Source organism: Piscinibacter sp. PDB1-1 (genome assembly GCF_056675995.1).
In genome coordinates this window covers 371,752-392,468 of record NZ_JBWVZJ010000003.1, presented here as the reverse complement: position 1 = coordinate 392,468, position 20,717 = coordinate 371,752, and the positions used below count along the sequence as shown (strand labels likewise).

At 65.4% G+C, this 20,717-nt stretch carries 18 protein-coding genes and 3 tRNA genes; 20 read left to right on the top strand and 1 reads right to left on the bottom strand.

Features of this window, described 5'->3' with window-relative positions; translation table 11 throughout:
• The first annotated feature begins 97 nt into the window (after positions 1-97).
• From AC1KAR_RS17715 to AC1KAR_RS17620, 20 genes are all read left to right on the top strand, one after another.
• Positions 98-2,740, top strand: coding sequence for a motility hub landmark protein FimV (locus AC1KAR_RS17715; RefSeq protein WP_480320083.1), 2,643 nt, complete (start codon positions 98-100; stop codon positions 2,738-2,740).
• A gap of 44 nt (positions 2,741-2,784) precedes the next feature.
• Positions 2,785-3,573 carry a tRNA pseudouridine(38-40) synthase TruA gene (gene truA, locus AC1KAR_RS17710; protein WP_480320081.1) on the top strand — a complete coding sequence of 263 codons (789 nt, stop codon included), beginning with the start codon at positions 2,785-2,787 and terminating at the stop codon, positions 3,571-3,573.
• Entirely contained in the window at positions 3,570-4,217 is a 648-nt protein-coding gene (locus tag AC1KAR_RS17705) for a phosphoribosylanthranilate isomerase (RefSeq protein ID WP_480320079.1), read from the top strand. The genes truA and AC1KAR_RS17705 overlap by 4 nt, the downstream gene beginning before the upstream one ends.
• 15 nt (positions 4,218-4,232) lie before the next feature.
• On the top strand, positions 4,233-5,477 hold the full coding sequence (trpB, locus tag AC1KAR_RS17700; RefSeq protein ID WP_480320077.1) for a tryptophan synthase subunit beta: 1,245 nt from the start codon (positions 4,233-4,235) through the stop codon (positions 5,475-5,477).
• Entirely contained in the window at positions 5,474-6,301 is an 828-nt protein-coding gene (gene trpA, locus AC1KAR_RS17695) for a tryptophan synthase subunit alpha (protein WP_480320075.1), read from the top strand. Before trpB ends, trpA begins: the two co-directional genes overlap by 4 nt.
• The gene (gene accD / locus AC1KAR_RS17690) at positions 6,298-7,170 is read left to right on the top strand and encodes an acetyl-CoA carboxylase, carboxyltransferase subunit beta (RefSeq protein ID WP_480320073.1); all 873 of its coding nucleotides are present in this window, start codon (positions 6,298-6,300) and stop codon (positions 7,168-7,170) included. Before trpA ends, accD begins: the two co-directional genes overlap by 4 nt.
• Before the next feature lie 75 nt (positions 7,171-7,245).
• Entirely contained in the window at positions 7,246-8,547 is a 1,302-nt protein-coding gene (folC, locus tag AC1KAR_RS17685) for a bifunctional tetrahydrofolate synthase/dihydrofolate synthase (RefSeq protein ID WP_480320071.1), read from the top strand.
• A gap of 97 nt (positions 8,548-8,644) precedes the next feature.
• Positions 8,645-9,463 (top strand): SPOR domain-containing protein, encoded by an 819-nt coding sequence (locus tag AC1KAR_RS17680; protein WP_480320069.1) that lies wholly within the window; start codon positions 8,645-8,647, stop codon positions 9,461-9,463.
• A gap of 12 nt (positions 9,464-9,475) precedes the next feature.
• Positions 9,476-9,982, top strand: a complete 507-nt coding sequence (locus AC1KAR_RS17675) for a CvpA family protein (RefSeq protein WP_480320067.1) — start codon at positions 9,476-9,478, stop codon at positions 9,980-9,982.
• A gap of 16 nt (positions 9,983-9,998) precedes the next feature.
• A complete protein-coding gene (gene purF, locus AC1KAR_RS17670; RefSeq protein WP_480320065.1) occupies positions 9,999-11,522 on the top strand; it encodes an amidophosphoribosyltransferase in 1,524 nt (507 codons plus the stop codon).
• Positions 11,519-12,910: a glutamate--tRNA ligase gene (gltX, locus tag AC1KAR_RS17665; protein WP_480320063.1), complete on the top strand. Its 1,392-nt coding sequence runs from the start codon at positions 11,519-11,521 to the stop codon at positions 12,908-12,910. Before purF ends, gltX begins: the two co-directional genes overlap by 4 nt.
• A 52-nt stretch (positions 12,911-12,962) precedes the next feature.
• Positions 12,963-13,038 (top strand) — tRNA-Ala (locus AC1KAR_RS17660).
• Positions 13,039-13,087: 49 nt separating this feature from the next.
• A tRNA-Glu gene (locus AC1KAR_RS17655) sits at positions 13,088-13,163 on the top strand.
• A 52-nt stretch (positions 13,164-13,215) separates the two neighbouring features.
• Positions 13,216-13,292 (top strand) — tRNA-Asp (locus tag AC1KAR_RS17650).
• Positions 13,293-13,567: 275 nt separating this feature from the next.
• Complete coding sequence (locus tag AC1KAR_RS17645; RefSeq protein WP_480320061.1) at positions 13,568-14,794, top strand: acyl-CoA dehydrogenase family protein; 1,227 nt, start codon at positions 13,568-13,570, stop codon at positions 14,792-14,794.
• A 10-nt stretch (positions 14,795-14,804) separates the two neighbouring features.
• Positions 14,805-16,208, top strand: coding sequence for an LLM class flavin-dependent oxidoreductase (locus tag AC1KAR_RS17640; RefSeq protein ID WP_480320059.1), 1,404 nt, complete (start codon positions 14,805-14,807; stop codon positions 16,206-16,208).
• A 62-nt stretch (positions 16,209-16,270) separates the two neighbouring features.
• Positions 16,271-17,230, top strand: a complete 960-nt coding sequence (locus tag AC1KAR_RS17635) for an ABC transporter substrate-binding protein (protein WP_480320057.1) — start codon at positions 16,271-16,273, stop codon at positions 17,228-17,230.
• A 2-nt stretch (positions 17,231-17,232) separates the two neighbouring features.
• Positions 17,233-18,216, top strand: coding sequence for an aliphatic sulfonate ABC transporter substrate-binding protein (locus AC1KAR_RS17630; protein WP_480320768.1), 984 nt, complete (start codon positions 17,233-17,235; stop codon positions 18,214-18,216).
• A 1-nt stretch (position 18,217) separates the two neighbouring features.
• The gene (locus AC1KAR_RS17625) at positions 18,218-19,090 is read left to right on the top strand and encodes an ABC transporter permease (protein ID WP_480320054.1); all 873 of its coding nucleotides are present in this window, start codon (positions 18,218-18,220) and stop codon (positions 19,088-19,090) included.
• Positions 19,087-19,824: an ABC transporter ATP-binding protein gene (locus AC1KAR_RS17620; RefSeq protein ID WP_480320052.1), complete on the top strand. Its 738-nt coding sequence runs from the start codon at positions 19,087-19,089 to the stop codon at positions 19,822-19,824. The genes AC1KAR_RS17625 and AC1KAR_RS17620 overlap by 4 nt, the downstream gene beginning before the upstream one ends.
• A gap of 3 nt (positions 19,825-19,827) precedes the next feature.
• Here the strand turns inward: AC1KAR_RS17620 and AC1KAR_RS17615 are convergent, their stop codons facing one another.
• Positions 19,828-20,520, bottom strand: coding sequence for a hypothetical protein (locus AC1KAR_RS17615; protein WP_480320050.1), 693 nt, complete (start codon positions 20,518-20,520; stop codon positions 19,828-19,830).
• Positions 20,521-20,717: the final 197 nt, after the last annotated feature.

The window sequence follows — 20,717 nt, the reverse complement described above, 5'->3', positions numbered from 1 at the left end:
TTCTACTGTTGCGCCTGGAATCTCGTGTTCGCGTCAACAACAACTCTGAACGCAGTGGGGCTCGCTCGCTTCCACCCCCTCCAAATTGGGAGACGCCTTGAAAAGTAACTCGCAGTACGCAGGGCGATTCGCTCTGACCGGCGCGGCATTTGCCGCTATGTGTCTCGTCGGATCGAACGCCTGGGCGTTGGGCCTCGGGCGTCTCGCGGTGCAGTCTGCACTCGGCGAAACCCTCCGTGCAGAGATCGAAATCACCAGCATCACGCCGGAAGAGGCTGCCAACCTCGATGTGCGAGTGGCCCCGCCCGAATCGTTCCGCGCTGCGGGCGTCGACTACAACTCGGTGTTGCCGGGCACGCGTGTCGCCCTGATGAAGCGGCCTGACGGGCGCTCCTACCTCGCGGTGACGAGCGATCGCGCGGTCCAGGAGCCCTTCGTCGACGTCATCCTCGAGATCAATTGGTCCTCCGGGCGGCTGGTCCGCGAATACACCCTTCTGCTGGATCCGCCGACCACGCGCCTGGCAGGCTCGCCAGTTCCGTCGGCAACGACATCGCCCGCGATCACGCCGGCACCTTCGCAATCGACATCCGTCACCACCCGCCCACGCGCCGCGGCTCCCAAGCCTGCAGCCGCGCCGACGGATTCAGGCATGGCGGCAACAGAGCCTCGCAAGGCCAAGCCGAAGGCTGCGGCGTCCGCTGCTCCGACGAATGTGGGTGCCGATGAGTATCGGGTCAATGACGGCGACAACCTGTCGAGCATCGCGAGCCGCACCCGGCGATCGGGTGTGTCCCTCGACCAGATGCTCGCCTCGCTCTATCAGGCGAACCCCGACGCTTTCATCAACGCGAACATCAATCGCCTCAAGTCCGGTGTCGTGTTGAGCGTGCCTTCGACAGAAACGGCCAAGTCCATCACCACGGCCGATGCACGGCAGTTGATCCAGGCCCAGAGCGTAGATTTCGGCGCCTATCGCGAGCGGCTCGCCTCGGCCGTACCTTCCGCGAAGACCGATGGCACGAGCCGACAGGCCAGTGGCACGGTTCAGTCGTCGGTGGACGACAAGAAGGCTTCTGCGGCACCGGCACCCGACAAGCTCACCCTGAGCAAGGGCGGTGCGCCGAGCGCCAAGGCATCTGCCCCCGAAGACCGCCTCTCGAAGGAGCTTCAGCAGAAGGAAGCCAGCGCGCGGGTCGCAGAGCTCTCCAAGAATGTCGACGAGCTGAAGAGATTGTCTGGTGCATCAGCCGCGGCTGGGAGCGGGAAAGCGGCCGTTGCCGCCCCGACCACGCCTCCCGTGGTGGTTCCGCCGATCGCACCGCCGCAAGCTCCCGTGATTGCGTCGGCCCCTGCTCCCGCCCCTGTCGCTCCGCCTCCTGCGCCCGTCGTTGCGGCGGCTCCGGCGTCGATGCCAGCGCCCGCGGTTGTAGCATCCGCACCGGTCGTCGTGGCGACGGCCTCGGAAGCCGCGAGCATGCCGGCCGCGCCTGCGAGCGAGCCCGCCGTGGCGATCGCGGTGCCTCCGCGGCCAGCGTCGGCACCGGTCGTGACGCCGGCCGTCGAACCGCCCGGGCCGTTCTCGTCGATGCTCGAGGACAACCCCCTCGTCCTGGCAGCGGGCGCAGCCCTGATCGCTCTGCTCGCCGGTTTTGGCATCTATCGCTTCACCAAGCGTGCCAAGAAGGACAGTGGCGAAACCTCGTTCCTCGAAAGCCGCTTGCAGCCTGACTCATTTTTCGGCGCCAGTGGCGGCCAGCGCATCGACACCCGCGATGCCGGTGGTGCGTCATCGTCGATGAGCTACTCGCTGAGCCAGCTCGACGCCATCGGCGACGTAGATCCGGTGGCTGAAGCCGACGTCTACCTCGCCTACGGCCGTGACCTGCAAGCCGAAGAAATCCTCAAGGAGGCCATGCGCGCCAGCCCGGAGCGCTTGGCTATCCGTACCAAATTGCTTGAGGTGTATGCCAAGCGGCGCGATACCAAGGGCTTCGAGCTCCTCGCCACGCAGCTCTATGGCTTGACCGGCGGCCAAGGCGAGGACTGGAGCAAGGCTCAAGAAATCGGCCTCCAGATCGATCCCGAGAACGCCCTGTACCAGCCGGGCGGCAAGCCTGCGCTGAGCGAAGGTGATGGGCGCCCAGCGGCCGAGTTGCTGGGTGCCAGCACGATGCCGCAGTCGGTGCTGCCGTCGCCGTCCGAGTTTGGTACGAGTGGCACTTCGAGCAGCGGATTCGATTCCACGTCCGGCGGCGGTGTGGATCTCGATCTCGACCTGGGGTCTACGGACGTTGAGCCTGTTGCGGCGCCGACCCTGTCGCGCCCGCAGCAAACGCAACCGATGGCCGTGCCGCAAGACGTTCCCTCTTTGGACGACATGAGTTTCAACCTGCCGCCTGTGGCAGCCCCGTCGCCTGCGCCCGCCTCGGTGGCCCCCAATTCAGGCTCGATGGAGTTCGACCTGGGCAGCATCTCGCTCGACTTGGGTGATGACTCGACCGTCGCTCAGTCGAAGCCGAGCAAGGTCCCTGCGATCGAAGATTTCGGAACGATCGACCTCGGTCAGGCGGCTGGTGACGACGGCGCTGACCCGATCGCTCGCAAGCTCGAACTGGCAGAAGAGTTCCGCCAGATCGGTGACATGGAAGGCGCGCGTGATCTGCTTCAGGAAGTGATCGCCAAGGCCAACGGCGCCGTGAAGTCGCGCGCCCAGGCCATGTTGAACGACCTGAGCTGATCGGCCCTGGGTTTGTTGCAGCCCCTGGCGGGCGTGAGGCACCTGTGAGGCTGGCTCTCGGCATCAGCTACCGGGGCCAGGCTTATCGCGGCTGGCAGAGCCAGCCCGGTGGCAACACCATCCAGGACCACCTTGAGCAGGCCCTCTCGCAGTTTGCGGTAGCGCCTGTGCGTTCGGTGTGTGCCGGGCGCACCGATGCGGGCGTGCACGGCTTGAACCAGGTCGTTCACATCGACCCGCCTGTCACGCGCGAACTGAACTCCTGGGTCCGCGGGACCAATCGCTTTCTGCCTTCGGATATCGCTGTGCAGTGGTGTCGAGAGGTTCCGGTAGGCTTCCACGCGCGCAATCAAGCGAGGGGGCGGCGCTACGCCTATCTCTTGCTTGAGTCCCCGGTTCGACCGGCGATCGAGGCAGGCTCCGCCGGTTGGGTCTTTCGCCCTCTGGACGCCGAAGCCATGCGAGAAGGTGCGAGCTCGTTGATTGGCGAGCACGACTTCAGCTCCTTTCGCTCTGCGGAGTGCCAAGCCGCTTCCCCGACCAAGCGCCTGAACGCCGTCACCATCCATCGCATGGGTGCGTACTGGCGCTTCGACTTCGATGGCACCGCATTCCTGCACCACATGGTGCGCAACATCATGGGTTGCCTGGTTGCGATCGGGAGTGGACAGCGGCCCGCGAGCTGGATGCGATCCGTGGTTGAGGCTCGCTCGCGCGACGCGGCCGCACCGACATTCGCAGCAGATGGCCTTTACTTCGTGGGCCCGTACTACGATGAGTATCTGGCCTTGCCCGAACGCACACCGCCCATGGACTGGCTGCCTCACCCATGAAGACTCGCACCCGAATCAAGATCTGCGGCCTGACTCGCGAAGGCGATGTGGACGCGGCCGTCGATTCCGGGGCCGACGCGATCGGTTTCGTCCTGTACCCCCGCAGCCCGCGCTATGTCACCCTTGAGCGCGCTGGCGAGCTTGCGGCGCGTCTGCCGCCCTTCGTCACGCCGGTCTTGCTGTTCGTCAACGCGACGCTCTCGGAAACCAACGCCGCGGTGAGCGTCATTCCGCAGGCCTTGCTTCAATTTCACGGGGATGAATCACCCGACGATTGCCGAGCTTCGGGCCGCCCGTTCATCCGCGCGGCGCGCATCGGCCCAGGGTTCGATTTGCTAGACTTCGCCTCCCAGTATCCCCACGCCCAAGGTTTGTTGCTCGACGCCCATGTCGAGTCCTATGGCGGAAGCGGAAAGGTATTCGATTGGTCACTCATTCCTCCAAACGTACCCCGTCCAGTCGTTTTGTCTGGTGGGTTGCATGCCGGAAATGTGATCGACGGCATTTTTCAGGTACGGCCCTCGGCCGTTGACGTCAGTTCCGGCGTCGAAAGTGCCAAAGGCATCAAGGATGCCGTGGCCATGCGCCGGTTTTGTGATGCGGTCCGCGAAGCGGATGCGCGCATCGCAGCCTCCCCGACCTGAAAGCGTTTCATCACCATGTTGAACTACGACCAGCCCGATGCTCGCGGGCACTTCGGCCCCTATGGCGGCAGCTTTGTCGCCGAGACCCTGATCCACGCGCTGGATGAGCTGAACACGGCCTACGAGCAGGCTCGCAAGGATCCTGAGTTCCTTGCGGAGTATCAGTACGAACTGGCGCACTTCGTGGGCCGCCCCAGCCCGATCTATCACGCCGCGCGCCTGAGCCGCGAGCTCGGTGGTGCGCAGATTTATCTCAAGCGCGAAGACCTGAACCACACCGGCGCACACAAGGTGAACAACACCATCGGCCAGGCGCTCCTGGCGCGGCGCATGGGCAAACCCCGAGTGATCGCCGAAACCGGTGCTGGCCAACACGGCGTGGCCACCGCCACCATCTGTGCGCGCTATGGCATGGAGTGCGTGGTGTACATGGGTAGCGAGGACGTGAAGCGTCAGTCGCCCAACGTGTACCGCATGAACCTGCTCGGTGCGCGTGTGGTGCCTGTGGAAAGCGGCTCCAAGACCTTGAAGGACGCGCTGAACGAAGCCATGCGCGACTGGGTCACCAACATCGAGAACACCTTCTACATCATCGGCACGGTTGCGGGGCCCAAGCCCTACCCGGCGATGGTGCGTGACTTCCAGCGCGTGATTGGCGACGAATGCCTGGTGCAGATGCCCGAGATGGCGGGGCGCCAACCGGATGCGGTGATCGCCGCCGTCGGTGGCGGCTCCAATGCGATGGGGATCTTCTACCCCTATATCCCGCACGAGAAAGTCCGCCTCATTGGCGTCGAGGCCGCGGGGCAGGGCCTGGAGTCGGGCAAGCATTCCGCGAGCCTCACCAAGGGCTCGCCGGGCGTTCTGCACGGCAACCGCACCTACCTGCTGCAAGACGACAACGGGCAGATCACCGAGACGCACTCCATCTCTGCCGGTCTTGACTACCCGGGTGTCGGCCCCGAGCACGCGTACCTCAAGGACATCGGGCGCGCTGAATACGTCGGCATCACCGATGAGGACGCGCTCAAGGCCTTCCATCGCCTGTGCCGCACCGAAGGCATCATCCCTGCACTGGAGTCGTCGCACGCCGTGGCACAGGCCATCAAGATGGCCCCGACGATGCGATCGGATCAGCATCTGCTCGTGAACCTGTCGGGTCGTGGCGACAAGGACATCGGTACGGTGGCCGACCTCTCCGGCGCCGAGTATTTCGATCGCCCCTCGCAGGCTGGCCGCACGGTGAAGGGGGCCCAATGAGCCGCATCGCCGCTGTGTTCAGTGCACTGAAGGCACAAGGCCGCAAGGCGTTGATCCCGTACGTGATGGCAGGTGACCCGCACCCGGAGGCCACCGTCGAGGTGCTGCTGGCGATGGCCAAGGCCGGCGCCGACGTGATCGAGTTCGGCGTGCCGTTCTCCGACCCCATGGCCGATGGCCCGGTCATTCAGGCGGCCGGTGAGCGTGCTTTGGCCAAAGGCATCGGGACGCCGCAGGTGCTCGACTACGTGCGCGAGTTCCGTCGCAGCAATGACACCACGCCCATCGTCTTGATGGGTTATGCCAACCCGATCGAGCGTTACGACCAGCGCCTCGGCCAGGGGGCCTTCGTGCGCGACGCCAAGGCCGCTGGCGTCGATGGCGTGCTGGTGGTGGATTACCCGCCCGAGGAGTGCGAGGCATTTGCCGCCCAGATGAGGGCGGCGCAGCTAGATCCGATATTCCTGCTGGCGCCCACCTCCACTGAGCAACGCATCAGGGATGTCGCACGTATCGCAACGGGCTTCGTCTACTACGTGTCGCTCAAGGGTGTAACGGGGTCCGGCGCGATCGACACCCAAGCGGTTGCGCAGGCCGTCCCACGCATTCGCGCGCACGTGAGCGTGCCCGTCGGTGTCGGATTCGGCATCCGGGATGCCGAGACGGCTGTGGCTGTCGCGAAAGTCTCCGACGCAGTCGTGATCGGCGCCCGCATTGTGAAATTGCTCGAAACCCAAACGCGCGACAATGTTGCTCCCGCCGGGGCGGCGTTCATCGCCGAGATCCGCGCGGCCCTCGATTCCCTGAAAGGAGCTCCCGCATGAGTTGGCTTGAGAAACTGCTGCCCCCCAAGATGCAGCAGACCGACCCGAGCGAACGACGCACGGTGCCTGAAGGTCTGTGGATCAAGTGCCCGTCCTGCGAAACGGTCCTCTACAAGAACGACCTTGAGCAAAACGTCAACGTCTGCCCGAAGTGCGGGCATCACCATCGCATCGGCGCCCGTGCGCGCCTGAATGCCTTCCTCGATGGTGAAGGGCGCTATGAGATCGGCCAAGAAGTCGTGCCCGTCGACTCGCTCAAGTTCAAGGACAGCAAGCGCTATCCCGAGCGGCTCAAGCAGGCGATGGAGTCCACCGGAGAGACCGATGCGCTGATCGTGATGGGTGGCGCGCTCCATACCATCCCCGTCGTCGCAGCGTGCTTTGAGTTCGACTTCATGGGTGGCTCCATGGGCTCCGTCGTTGGCGAGCGTTTCGTGCGCGGCGTCGAGATGGCTGTCGATCAGAAAGTCCCGTTCATCAGCTTCACCGCCACGGGTGGCGCGCGCATGCAAGAGGGCCTGCTCAGCCTGATGCAGATGGCCAAGACCAACGCTGCGATCACGCGCCTGGCCAAGGCCAAATTGCCTTACGTGAGCGTGCTGTGCGACCCCACCATGGGTGGGGTCTCGGCGAGCTTCGCTTTCATGGGCGACATGGTGATTGCAGAGCCCAAGGCGCTGATCGGCTTCGCGGGCCCGCGTGTGATTGCCGACACCGTGCGTGAGACCCTGCCAGAAGGTTTCCAGCGCGCCGAGTTCCTGATGCAGACCGGCGCAATCGATGCGATCGTCGACCGTCGCGAACTCCGTAGCGTGGTGGCCCGGTCGCTGGCCATGCTGTTGCGGCAGAGCGCCGACGCAGTCGCCTGACGGGCTGCGTTTCATCCAGCAAGGGCGGCTTAGGCCGCCCTTGTGCATTCAACTCACTTGTAGCCTGTCTCGGCCATGTCACTGCCCACCACACTCGATGAATGGCTGAGCCATTGCGAGCGCCTGCACCCGAAGAACATCGATATGGGTCTGGCGCGCAGCGAAGAGATCAAGCGTCGTCTGGGTCTCGAGTTCAAGGTACCGGTGGTCACGGTGGCCGGTACCAATGGCAAAGGCTCGACCTGCGCCATGCTCGAAGCCATCGGCCTTCAGGCGGGCTACAAGGTGGGCCTCTACATCAAGCCGCACTTCGTGCATTTCGAGGAGCGCTGCCGAGTGAACGGGGCCATGGTGGCTGCGAGCGATCTGTTGCCGCACTTCGAGGCGGTCGAGCAGGCGCGCGGAGACATGCCACTCACGTACTTCGAGTTCACCACGATGGCGATCATGCGTTTGCTGTCGATGGCCGATCTCGACATGGTGATCCTCGAGGTGGGCTTGGGTGGCCGGCTCGACACCGTGAACGTGATCGATGCGGATTGCGCGGTGATCACCGGCATCGCGCTCGATCACACCGAATACCTCGGGCCCGATCGCGAGTCCATCGGCCGGGAGAAGGCCGCGATCATGCGCGCAGGGCGTCCAGCGGTATTCAGCGACCCCGTGCCGCCGCAGAGCGTGAGTGACTACGCCCAGCAGATCGGTGCAGATCTCTGGCAGATCGGCCGCGATTTCAACTACTCCGGCGACAAGCAGCAATGGGCCTGGGCCGGACGCAACAAGCGCTTCAACGCGTTGGCCTACCCGGCCTTGCGGGGTGCCAACCAGTTGCTCAACGCGTCCGCGGCGCTGGCGGCGTTTGAAGCTCTACGCGAGCGGCTGCCGATCACGGCGCAAGCGGTGCGAAGTGGCCTGGCGCTGGTGGAACTGCCGGGGCGCTTTCAGATCGTCCCCGGCCAGCCCACGCTGGTGCTCGACGTGGCCCACAACCCGCAGGCCGTCGGGGCCTTGTTCCAGAACCTCGACCAGATGGGATTCTTCCCGCGTACACACGCGGTCTTTGGCGCCATGGCAGACAAGGATCTGTCGGCCATCCTGCAGCGCATGGCGCCGGTGGTCGACCACTGGTACGTCTGCGATCTGCCGATACCGCGTGCGGCCACGGCAGAGCAACTCGAGGCGCTGCACGCAAGCCTCGGCCTCAAGGGCCCCGGCCCGGTCAGTGTTTCGCGCCATGCGGGCCCCGCGGAGGCACTGCGTTCCGCGGTCGCTGCCGCAGACCCCGCTGATAGAATCGTGGTCTTCGGCTCGTTCTATACCGTGGGCGGCGTGCTGAAGGAGGGTCTACCCCGTCTGTCCGCCAAGCACGTCGGCTGATTCCGCCAGCCTGGCCCCATCGGTCGTCATCTCGTGCCCGGTGGGCGACGTTTTCAGACACCGATCCATCGTCCGCCTCTCCTGACATCGGCACTGCATGGGATTGCTCTCCTTCTTCAAGCGAACCAAGTCAGCTGAATCCAAGCGGGCCGCAGTTCCGATCCCAGAGTCCGCGGATGCAGTGCAGGCGATTCGCACGCGGGCGAGGCAGCGCCTGATCGGCGCCGTGGTGCTGGTTGGCGCAGGCGTCGTAGGATTTCCGTTGTTGTTTGAATCGCAGCCGCGTCCGTTGCCGGCGAGTACCCCTATCGAGATCGCACGCAAGGACTCAGGGGGGGCGCCTGTCGGCGGTACCCGCGCCTCGCCTGCGCCACGTGGCAGTGTTCCGAGTGCGACAGATGTAATCATCGAGACGCCGGCCGATGAGGGGCATGAGGTTTCCGCTGCGCAGGCACCGGCTTCTTCGGTGGCTGAGCCCCAGGCCGCATCGTCAGCGAGGCCAGAATCCGCCAAACCCGAAGCCCTGGCCGTGGCGCCGAAGCCCGCGACGAAGCCCGAACCCAAGTCGGACGCGAAGCCCGAATCCAAAACGGAACCCAAGGCCACTGCAGCGAAGCCCAATGAAAGCGCGCGTGCGCAGGCCTTGCTTGAAGGCAAAGAGGCCGCAGAAAAGAGCGCTGCCGCCGACGGACGATTCGTGGTGCAGGTCGGCGCGTTCTCCGAAGTCATCGCCGCGCGTGAGGCGCGGCAAAAGGTCGAGAAGCTCGGACTCAAGACCTACACCCAGGTGGTCGAAACTTCGGCTGGCAAGCGCATTCGCGTGCGGGTGGGGCCGTTTGCATCGCGCGGCGAGGCCGACAAGGCAGCCGACAAGATCAAGTCGGCCGGGCTGACTTCGGCGGTCTACACCCTCTGACGCCGCACCGCCATGCAGTGGATCGACATCGTCCTCGCCAGCGTGTTGGCCATTTCGGTCATCGTGGGGTTGATGCGCGGGTTTGTGTTCGAGGTGTTGTCGCTGGTGGGTTGGTTTGCCGCCTACTTTGCCGCGGTCTGGTTCGTGCCACTGGTGGCTCCTCACGTGCCCGTGGGGGACCCTGGGTCCTCGTTGAACCACGCAGCAGCATTCGCGTCCGTGTTCATTGCGGCCCTCGTGATCTGGGCGATAGCCTCCCGGCTCGTTCGCATGCTGATCCATGCCACGCCGCTGAGCGTGGTCGATCGGCTCTTGGGGGCCGTCTTCGGCTTCGTGCGCGGTTTGGTTCTGTTGCTGGCCGCAGCCACCTTGATTGGCCTCACGCCGTGGGCGAAATCGCCGGCATGGCAGGCTTCGCAAGGTGCACAGTGGTTGCGGGGTGCGTTCGAGATCTTGCGGCCCGTGCTTCCGCCCCAACTTTTGAAGCTGTTGCCGGACCATCCCGGCACAGCGCGTTGAACTTCAAGGATTCGTCATGTGCGGCATCGTCGGCGTCATCTCCAAGAGCCCGGTCAACCAGCTGATCTACGACGCGCTGCTGCTATTGCAGCATCGCGGGCAGGATGCTGCCGGCATCGTCACGATGGATGGCACCAAATGCTTCATGCACAAGGCCCGCGGCATGGTGAGGGATGTGTTCCGCACCCGCAACATGCGTGCGCTGCCCGGCCCGGTGGGGTTGGGGCAGGTCAGGTATCCAACCGCTGGCAACGCGTACAGCGAAGAAGAGGCCCAACCGTTCTACGTGAACGCGCCCTTCGGCATCGTGCTGGTGCACAACGGCAACCTCACGAATGCACACACGCTCAAGCAGGAGCTGTTCGACATAGACCGCCGCCACATCAACACCACGAGCGACACCGAGGTGTTGATCAATGTGCTGGCGCATGAACTCGAACTGGCCGCGCGTGACCTCCCTCTGACGCCCGATGCCGTCTTCAAGGCCGTGGGAGCAGTGCACCGGCGCATCAAGGGTTCGTATGCGGTGGTGGCGTTGATCGCGGGGCATGGCCTGTTGGCTTTCCGCGATCCGTATGGCATTCGCCCTTTGTGCTTTGGCGAAGGCATCACGCCCGACGGCCGTGAAGTGATGGTCGCTAGCGAGTCCGTCGCGATCGAAGGCACCGGGCACAAGGTGACGCGTGACGTCGCGCCGGGCGAGGCCATCTTCATCGATCTCGAAGGCCAGGTGCATGCACAGCAGTGCGCCGATGCGCCGAGCCTCAACCCCTGCATGTTCGAGTTTGTCTACCTCGCACGCCCTGATTCCGTGATGGACGGCATCTCGGTGTACCAGGCACGGCTGAACATGGGCGAAACGCTGGCGCAGCGACTCATCTCGACCATTCGACCCAACGAGATCGATGTGGTGATCCCGATCCCCGAGTCGAGCCGCCCGTCGGCCATGCAGCTGGCGCAGAAGATCGGCAAGCCGTACCGCGAAGGCTTCGTGAAGAACCGCTACGTGGGTCGCACCTTCATCATGCCGGGGCAGGGCGTGCGCAAGAAGTCGGTGCGTCAGAAACTCAACGCGATTGGCGTGGAGTTCAAGGGTCGCAACGTGCTTCTCGTCGATGACTCCATTGTCCGCGGCACCACTTCGAAAGAGATCGTGCAGATGGCGCGCGACGCTGGGGCACGCAAGGTGTACATGGCGTCTGCCGCGCCGCCCGTTCGCTTCCCCAACGTGTATGGCATCGACATGCCGACCAAGGAAGAACTGATTGCGCACGACCGCAGCATCGAAGAAATCCGCGCCTTCATCGGTGCCGATGCGCTGATCTATCAAGACGTGGACGCGATGAAGAAGGTCGTCGGAGCGCTCAACCCCAAGCTCGCGGGGTTCGAAGCCTCGTGCTTCGACGGCCGCTACGTGACCGGTGACGTGTCGGTGGCTGACTTCGACGCGATGGCCACACAGCGCAAGTCACAAGGTGACGAGGAAGAAGGCAACGATCGCACTCGTCTCGCCTTGCAAAGCGCCAACGAACAGACATGACACAGAAGATCCGCACCCGAATTGCCCCTTCGCCCACCGGCTTTCTACATCTCGGTACGGCGCGTACGGCGCTCTACTCCTGGGCCTTCGCACGGCACCATGGCGGCGAGTTCGTTCTCCGCATCGAAGACACCGACGTGGCGCGCTCCACGCAAGACTCCGTCGACCAGATCCTCGCCTCGATGAAGTGGCTCGGCCTCGACTACGACGAAGGCCCTGTCTACCAAATGCAACGCCTCGACCGCTATCGCGCAGCGGTTGACCAATTGATCGCCGAGGGCAGGGCCTATCGTTGCTACGCCACGCCTGACGAACTCGACGTGATGCGCGAGGCACAGAAGGCGCGCGGCGAGAAGACGCACTACGACGGGCGCTGGCGCCCAGAACCAGGCAAGGCATTGCCTCATCCACCCGCAGGCGTGCAGCCGGTGATCCGATTCGCCAACCCACCGGACGGCGTCGTGACCTGGGACGACCTCTGCAAGGGCCCGATCACCATCGCCAACCGCGAGATCGACGACCTCATCATCATGCGTGCCGATGGCGTGCCGACATACAACTTCGCGGTTGTCGTCGATGACTGGGACATGCAGATCAGTCACGTCTTCCGCGGCGACGAACATGTCAACAACACGCCATGGCAGATCAACATCTTCAACGCACTGGGCGCGCCACTGCCGCTGTTCGGTCACGTGCCTGTCATTCTCGGTGACGACGGTCAGAAGCTCTCCAAGCGCCGCGGCGCCGTGAGCGTCACGGCCTACGAGGAGAACGGCTACCTGCCCGAAGCCATGCTGAACTACCTCGCTCGCCTGGGGTGGAGCCACGGTGACGAGGAGTTGTTCTCGCGCGAACAGCTCGTGCAATGGTTCGACGGGAGCCACCTCTCCAAGAGCCCGTCGCAATGGGATGCTGCGAAGCTATCGTGGGTCAACGCGCATTACCTCAAAGCCTTGCCCGATAAGCGCTTGGCAGAACTCGTGTCTTCGCAACTCCGGCGTCGCGGAGTCGGTGCGGGCGCGGCGGATGTTGAGCGGGTGATGGGGCCGTTCAAGGATCGTTGCTCGACGACTGTGGAGTTGGCCGATTGGGTCTCGATGTACTTTGCAGACGTGCACCCTACGCCAGAGGACATCGCTGTGCACGTCACCGACCTCGTGAAGCCTGCGTTGCCCTCGCTGCTCGGCAAACTCACCGACATCGAGTGGAACAAGGTGGCGATTGCGGCAGCCATCAAGGAAACCCTGGCGGCGCACGGTCTCAAGATGCCCCAGTTGGCACATGCAGTGCGGGTGCTGGTGTGCGGTCGTCCACAGACTCCTTCTATTGACGCAGTGCTCGAGCTATTCCCGAGAGAGATAGTTTTGGCGCGTTTGCAAGAACGATAAAAATCTGCCTATAATCTCGGTCTCGCTTGAACAGCGCGTCCTTCTGACAAGAGGGGGTATAGCTCAGCTGGGAGAGCGCTTGCATGGCATGCAAGAGGTCAGCGGTTCGATCCCGCTTACCTCCACCAAAAAGCGAATGCTTGAAGTGGCGCGCAGTTCAAGAGTGACGAAGAACATGTCCCCTTCGTCTAGAGGCCTAGGACACCACCCTTTCACGGTGGCTACAGGGGTTCGAATCCCCTAGGGGACGCCAAGTTTGATGGCGCTTGTGCAGCGATGCGAATGCATCAAAGCAGAAGCCATCTGGAGTGGTAGTTCAGTTGGTTAGAATACCGGCCTGTCACGCCGGGGGTCGCGGGTTCGAGCCCCGTCCACTCCGCCAAACAAGATAACGGGTTAGCTTCGAAAGAAGCTAACCCGTTTTTCTTTGCGCATTTGGACCGCGCCAGCGGTTGGTTCTCGCCGTCTGCATTGCGTTCGCGACGCTTCGCGGTTTTGTGCGAATGAACCTCCATCGAGTGGACGCGGATTGGCCTCGGCGATCGGTGCGCCGGCCTTTGGTGCCATTGGCGATTTGCGCAGAACCACAGCCGAATTGCTTCGTATGCACCACGGCTGCTGGATGGAAGACTCGTGCTGTTTCAACACGAGCGATCCATGTCCATCGTCTTTCCTCTTCATCGCTCCTCGGGTCGTGACTCGCTCAAAAAAGCTCCGCCTGCGGCATCTCAGGTGGGCGACGTGGTCGAGCGGTTGGCGAACGACCTCGCCGCCACGGCCATCGCGCGCGATCGCGCAGGTGGACACGCTGCGCGCGAGCGGGAGCTGATACGTGCAAGCGGCCTGTTGGCGCTCACGATTCCCGCCGTGTTCGGCGGGCAAGGCGAGCCCTGGCCGGTCTTTTACGCCGCATTGCGCCGCTTGGCGCAGGCAGACAGCGCGTTGGCGCATCTGTTTGGTTTTCATCACCTGCAGTTGGCGGGGCTGAGCCTGTATGGCAACGCGGAACAGGAGTCGCGGTTCCTGCGCGACACCGTGCAGCATCGCTGGTTCTGGGGCAATGCCCTCAATCCGGCTGACAAGCGCCTGGTGGCCACGCGGGTTGATCGCGGGTTCGTGTTGCAGGGGCCGAAGAGCTTTGCCTCCGGCTCAGTCGGCTCCGATCAGCTCACGGTCTCGGCCTGGCACGAGGCCACGCAGAGCCTGCTGATCGGCGTGGTGCCCACGCGGCGCGAAGGCGTGAGCGTCAATGCCGATTGGGATGCGTTCGGACAGAGGCAGACTGACAGCGGCACCGTCGACTTCGATCATGTGCTCATCTCTGATTTCGAGGTCTTGCAGGCGCCAGGCACGCAGCCCACCGCAAAGGCGACGCTTCGCTCGCAGGTCGCGCAACTCGTCATGGCCAACCTGTACCTTGGCCTTGGCCTGGGCGCGTTTCACGCCGCGCTGCGCTACACCCAAGGCGAGGCGCGGCCATGGGTTTCATCTGGCGTGGACAAATCCGAGGACGACCCATACATCCAGCATCGCTACGGTGACCTGTGGCTGCTGCTCCGGCCTGCCGTCGCGCTCGCCGACGAGGCTGCCGTGCTTGTGGAGCAAGCCTTTCGTCGCGGGGACGAACTGACCGCTCGAGAGCGTGGCGAAGTGGCCATCGCCGTGGCCGAGGCCAAGGTGCTGTCGCATCGCGCGGGAGTGGAGGTCAGCTCGCAGCTGTTCGAGTTGACTGGTGCCCGATCCACCTCGGCTCGCTACGGCCTCGATCGCTACTGGCGCAACGTGCGCGTACACACGTTGCACGACCCTGTCGACTACAAGCTGCGCGATCTTGGTCGCCACGTACTCACGGGTGCGTGGCCCGAGCCGACAGCCTATTCGTGAACTGCACGCCATGACCAAGAAGACTATTCGTCTCAACGCATTTCAGATGAATGCGGCGTCTCACCAATCGCCTGGGCTGTGGACGCACCCGCGCGACACCTCGCACCGCTACACCGACCCCGACCACTGGGTCGAGCTCGCGCGCCTGCTGGAGCGAGGCCTGTTCGACGGCGTCTTCCTGGCCGACGTGCTGGGTGTCAACGACGTCTACGAAGGCAGCGCCGATGCCGTGCTGCGCCACGGCGTGCAGCTGCCGCTGGGTGACCCGCTCGCGCTGGTGCCGCTGATGGCCGGCGTCACCGAGCACCTGGGCTTCGGCGTGACCTGCGCGCTGAGCTACGAGCACCCGTACTCCTTCGCGCGCCGCATGACGACGCTCGACCACATCACGCGGGGCCGCATCGGCTGGAACATCGTCACCGGCTACCTCGACAGCGCCGCGCGCAACCTGGGCGTGCCGCGCCGCGCCCACGACGACCGCTACGACCAGGCCGACGAGTACATGGATGTGGTCTACAAGCTGTGGGAGCACAGTTGGGAAGACGATGCCGTGCGGCGAGACCGCGCGAGCGGCGTCTATGTCGACCCGGCCAAGGTGCACCCCATTGGCCACCGCGGCGAGTTCTACCAGGTGCCCGGCATCCACCTCGGCGAGCCTTCGCCACAGCGCACGCCGGTGCTCTACCAGGCCGGCACCTCCTCGCGCGGCAAGGTGTTCGCGGCGCGCCATGCCGAGTGCGTGTTCGTGAGCGGCCCCAGCAAGGCGGTGATCTCGAAGTACGTGCGCGACCTGCGTGCCGCGGCGGTGGAGGCGGGCAGGGCGCCCGACAGCCTGCTGATCTATGCGCAGGCCCTCGTCATCACCGGCGAGACCGAAGCCGCCGCCAAGGCCAAACGCGCCGAGTACGAGCAGCACATCGACACCGAAGCCTCGCTCGCGCTGCTCTCGGGCTGGACCGACGTGGACTTCAGCCGCTACCCGCTCGACGTCACCATCGAGTACATCGACACCGATGCCGGCCGCGCCGCGCTGGCTTCGTTCAGCGCCGCCGACCCGACGCGAAAGTGGACGGTCGGCGAGGCCGCCCGCTTCATCGGGCTGGGCGGCCGCGGCCCCGTCATCACCGGCGACCCGCGGCAGGTGGCCACCGAGCTCGAAAGCTGGATCGACGAGACCGGCATCGACGGCTTCAACCTCACCTATGCCGTGGCGCACGAGAGCATCCGCGAGTTCGTGGAGCTCGTGGTGCCCGAGCTGCAGAAGCGCGGCCGCTACCGCACCGAGTACCCGCAGGGGACGCTGCGCAGCAAGCTGTTCCGCCGCGGCGCGCGGTTGCCGGCGAGCCATGCGGCGCACAGGGTGAGTCTGGGGCTGGTGGAAGGCAACGCCATGCAGGAACCCGCCTTGACCTGACTGTTCGCCCACCCCCAGCCTGAGCGGACTGTGCACTTCAACGATCAACCCATAACGAGACCATGACCACCTTCACCACCTGGCGCCGCGCCCTGCTCGTCGCCACCGCCCTGGCCCTCACGGGCACGCTCGCCCAGGCCCGCGAAACCGTGCGCATCAGCTTCCAGCGCTCGTCCACGCTGCTCACCCTCATCAAGCAGAGCGGCGCACTGGAGAAGAAGCTCATCCCCCTCGGCTACGACGTGAGCTGGCACGAGCTGAACGGCAACGCGCTGCTGCAGGCGCTCAACACCGGCAGCGTGGACATCCATGCCGACGTGGCCGACGCCTACATCCTCTTCACGCAGGCCGCCAACGCGCCGCTCACCTACTTCGCCAAGGAGACCTCGGCCCCGTCGGCGCAGGCCGTGATCGTGCCGGCCGAGTCGCCCATCAAGAGCGTGATCGAGCTCAAGGGCAAGCGTGTCACGGTGCTCAAGGGCGCGGGCGCGCACTACCTGCTGCTCACCGCGCTCAAGCAGGCCGGCCTCAAGCCGACCGACATCGACCTGCGCTTCCTCGACCAGCAGGACGGTGTCACCGCCTACAACGGTGGTGCCGTGGACGCCATCTCGATCTGGGACCCGCTGCTCGGCGTGCAGCTGCAATCCGGCAAGAGCCGCGTGCTGGCCGACGGTCGCGCCACCAAGGTCGAGTACAGCCGCTACTACACCGCCACCACCCCCTTCGCCAAGGCACACCCGCAGGTGCTGAAAGTGGTGTTCGACGAGCTGCAGGCCACTGGCCGCTGGGTCAAAGCCAACCCGAAAGAGGCCGCCGAGCGCCTGTCGCCCATCTGGGGCAACGTGCCCGCCGCCACGGTGGAGCAGGTGAACAGCCGCCGCAGCTACGCCATCGTGCCGGTGGTGCGCACCGAGCTCGGCGAGCTGCAACGCATCGCCGATACCTTCCGCGAGGCCGGCCTCTTCACCCGCGAACTGCAAGCCACTTCCGTCGACATCTGGACCGCACCCCAACCATGAACATGAATCGCCGCCACCTCCTCCAATGGACCGCTGCCGCCGGCAGCACCCTGGCCCTGCCGACCTTGCGTGCCGCCGATGCACCGAAGGAGGTGCGCCTCGACTACGCCTACTACTCGCCCACCAGCCTGGTGCTGCGCCGCTTCGGCTGGCTGGAAGAAGACTTCAAGAAGGATGGCATCGCCGTCAAGTGGGTGCACAGTGCCGGCAGCAACCGCGCGCTCGAGTACCTCAACAGCAACAGCGCCGACATCGCCTCCAGCGCCGGCCTGGCCGCGCTGCTGTCCAAGGCCAACGGCAACCCGATCAAGACGCCGTACATCTTCTCGCGCCCCGAGTGGACGGCGCTCGTGGTGCCGAAAGACTCGCCTATCAAGTCGCTCAAGGACCTGAAGGGCAAGAAGGTCGCCGCCACCAAGGGCACCGACCCCTATCTCTTCCTGCTGCGCTCGCTGCACACCGTGGGCTTCAAGCGCGGCGACATCGAGCACGTGGCACTGCAGCACGCCGATGGCCGCACGGCGCTGGAGCAGGGCCGCGTCGACGCCTGGGCCGGGTTGGACCCGATGATGGCCGCCGCCGAGCTCGACTCCGGCGCGCGCCTGCTCTACCGCAACGTGGCCTTCAACACCTACGGCTTTCTCAACGTGCGCGAGGACTTCCTGGCCCGCCACCCCGAGACCGTCAAGCGCGTGATCGCGTCGTACGAGCGTGCCCGCCTGTGGGTGCTGGCCAACCAGAGCGAGGCGGCCAAGATCCTGTCGGAAGAGGCCAAGGTCTCGCTGCCGGTGGCGCTGCTGCAGATCAAGGCGCGCACCGACCTGAGCAACCCGTTGCCTTCGTCCGAGCATGTGAAGGCACTGCAGGCGGCGTCGCCCATCCTGCTCGACGAGCAGCTGGTGAAGCCCGGCACCGACCTCAACCGAATCGTCACCCAGCTCGTGGACACGCAGTTCGCGCGCAACGTGGTGGCGACCCGCGCTTGAGATGAGCTCCCCGGCCGGATCGGCGACCCTGTCGGAGCAGCCTGCGCCGCGCGCGGAGCTGTCACGCGGCGAGGCAGCGGCGCCCGAGGCGCTGCCACCCTCCGCCGCCACGCCGCGTGCGTGGTGGGGCCTGGTGGTGCCGCTCTCGCTCCTGCTGCTGCTGGAAGGCGTGTCGCGCGCCGGCTGGGTGGCCAGCCACCTGATGCCGCCGCCGACCGAGATCGCCAACACCGTGTGGTGGCTGCTGCAGCAGGGCAACCTGCCGTCGCACATCGCGGCCAGCAGCCTGCGCGTGTTCGCGGGCTTCGCGTTGGGTGCCTCGCTGGCGCTCGCGGTGGGTGCGCTGGTGGGCCTGAGCGTGCGGGCCGAGCGCCTGCTCGACCCGAGCTTCCAGGCGCTGCGCGCCATCCCCTCGCTCGCCTGGGTGCCGCTGCTGCTGCTGTGGCTGGGCATCGACGAGTCACCCAAGATCGTGCTGATCGCGATCGGCGCCTTCTTCCCCGTCTACATGGGCGTGGCCTCGGGCTTCCGCGACGTCGACCGCAAACTGGTCGAGGTCGCCCAGATGGCCGGGCTGTCGCAGCTGGCGCTGGTGCGCCGCGTGCTGCTGCCGGCGGCACTGCCCTCGGTGATGACCGGCCTGCGCAACGGGTTGAGCCTGGCGTGGATGTTCATGGTGGCCGCCGAGCTGATCGCCGCCACGCGCGGCCTTGGCTACCTGCTGACGGACGGCCGCGAGACATCGCGTGCCGACATCGTGCTCGCCGCCATCGTGCTGCTGGCGCTGCTGGGCAAGCTCACCGACACCGGCATGGCCGTGGTCGAGAAGCGCTGGCTGGCTTGGCGCGACACCTTCGATGCGAGGCGCGTATGAGCACCCCCTTGTTGGACGTTCGCGTCGCGCGCAAGCGCTTCGGCCACAAGACTGTTCTGCGCGACGTGCACCTGCAGCTGAACGCTGGCGAGGTGGTCACGCTCGTGGGTGCGAGCGGTTGCGGCAAGAGCACGCTGCTGCGCGTGGTGGCCGGGCTCGACACCGATTACGAGGGGGAAGTGCGGCTGCGCGGTGAGCCCCTGCGGGGGCTCACCCGCGACATCCGCTTCGTCTTCCAGGAGCCGCGCTTGTTCCCTTGGCTCACGGTCGCGCGCAACGTCGCGTTCGACCTCGAAGGGCGTGGCGACACCGACCCCCGCGTGGCCGAGCTGCTGCGCGAGGTCGGGCTCGAAGGGTTCGGCGAGGCGCTGCCCAAGCAGCTCTCCGGCGGGCAGGCGCAGCGCGTGGCCATCGCGCGCGGTCTCTTCCTGCAGCCCGCGCTGCTGCTGCTCGACGAGCCGTTCTCGGCGGTCGATGCCTTCACGCGCATCAAGCTGCAGGACCTGCTGCTCACGCTGGCCCGCGCGCACGGCGTGACGGTGCTGATGGTCACGCACGACATCGACGAAGCCGTGCACCTCTCCGACCGCGTGCTCGTGCTGGAGGCCGACCCCGGCCGCCTGCGCGAGCAGGTCGCGATCCCACTGGGCCGGCCACGCGTGCGCAATGACGCGCAAGCCGCCGGGTTGACGCTGCGTGTCCGGCGCGCCTTGCAGGCCGCGCACGCGCTCTGACGCTCAGCCGGAACCCTGCGCCGTGGTCCGGGTCTTCGCCTCGATCGCGGCGTGTCGCGCCATGACGCCGCCTTCGCGGTGCCCGATCTGATCGAGGATGTCGCGCTCGCTGAGCGTGAAGTGCTTCTTGCGCGTCAGGGCGACGTGGGCGAGCGTCGGGTGCTCGACCAGCGGCGCCATGTCGCCATCGAGCACGTCGGTGTCCATGAAGACGAAGCTTTGCAGCGCCGGCAAGCGGCGGACGAAGCGGATGTGCTCGAGCGCCGCGCACTTCATGACCCTCAGCTGCGTGACGTGTGCGCCCTGCACCAGGCCTGCGAATCCACGTGCGGCCTTGCAGTTCTCGAAGGCCAGTTCGCGCAGCTGCGTCAGTTCGGCGATGGCATCGATGTCTTCCAGCTTGGGAGCGGAGTCCACGGCGAGCCGGTGCAGGCCGGCCAGCGACTCGACGCCGCGCAGGCTCGTCACCTGCGTTCTGAACAGCGAGAGCGACTCCAGCGAGCGCAGCACCGAGATGTTGGCAACGTCGCCTGACGCAGGCTTGAAGCCCGTCAGCCCCAGGTGCTTCAGGCGATCGAGGCTGGCGTCGACACGAAAGCGCGGTGTCCAAGGCTGGCCCAGGCTTTCAAGCCGGGTGAATGGCGTGATGTCGTCGAGCGCGTTTGGGCCGGCATGGTGAAGAAGTGGGTGAGCCACTCGGCGTTGCCCTGCAGCACCGACATGTCCACCCGGTCCGGAGCCATCAGGTGCAGCCGATTGACCGGGAAGAAGGAAGAGATGAAGTCGATGTTCTTCAGCCCCTTGTCGTGCGTGTCCCTGACCCCCAGTTCGGTGAACTCGCCGGTGCGCCACAGAGCGACGCAGGCTGGCACATGCCGTTCGTCAACCCACAG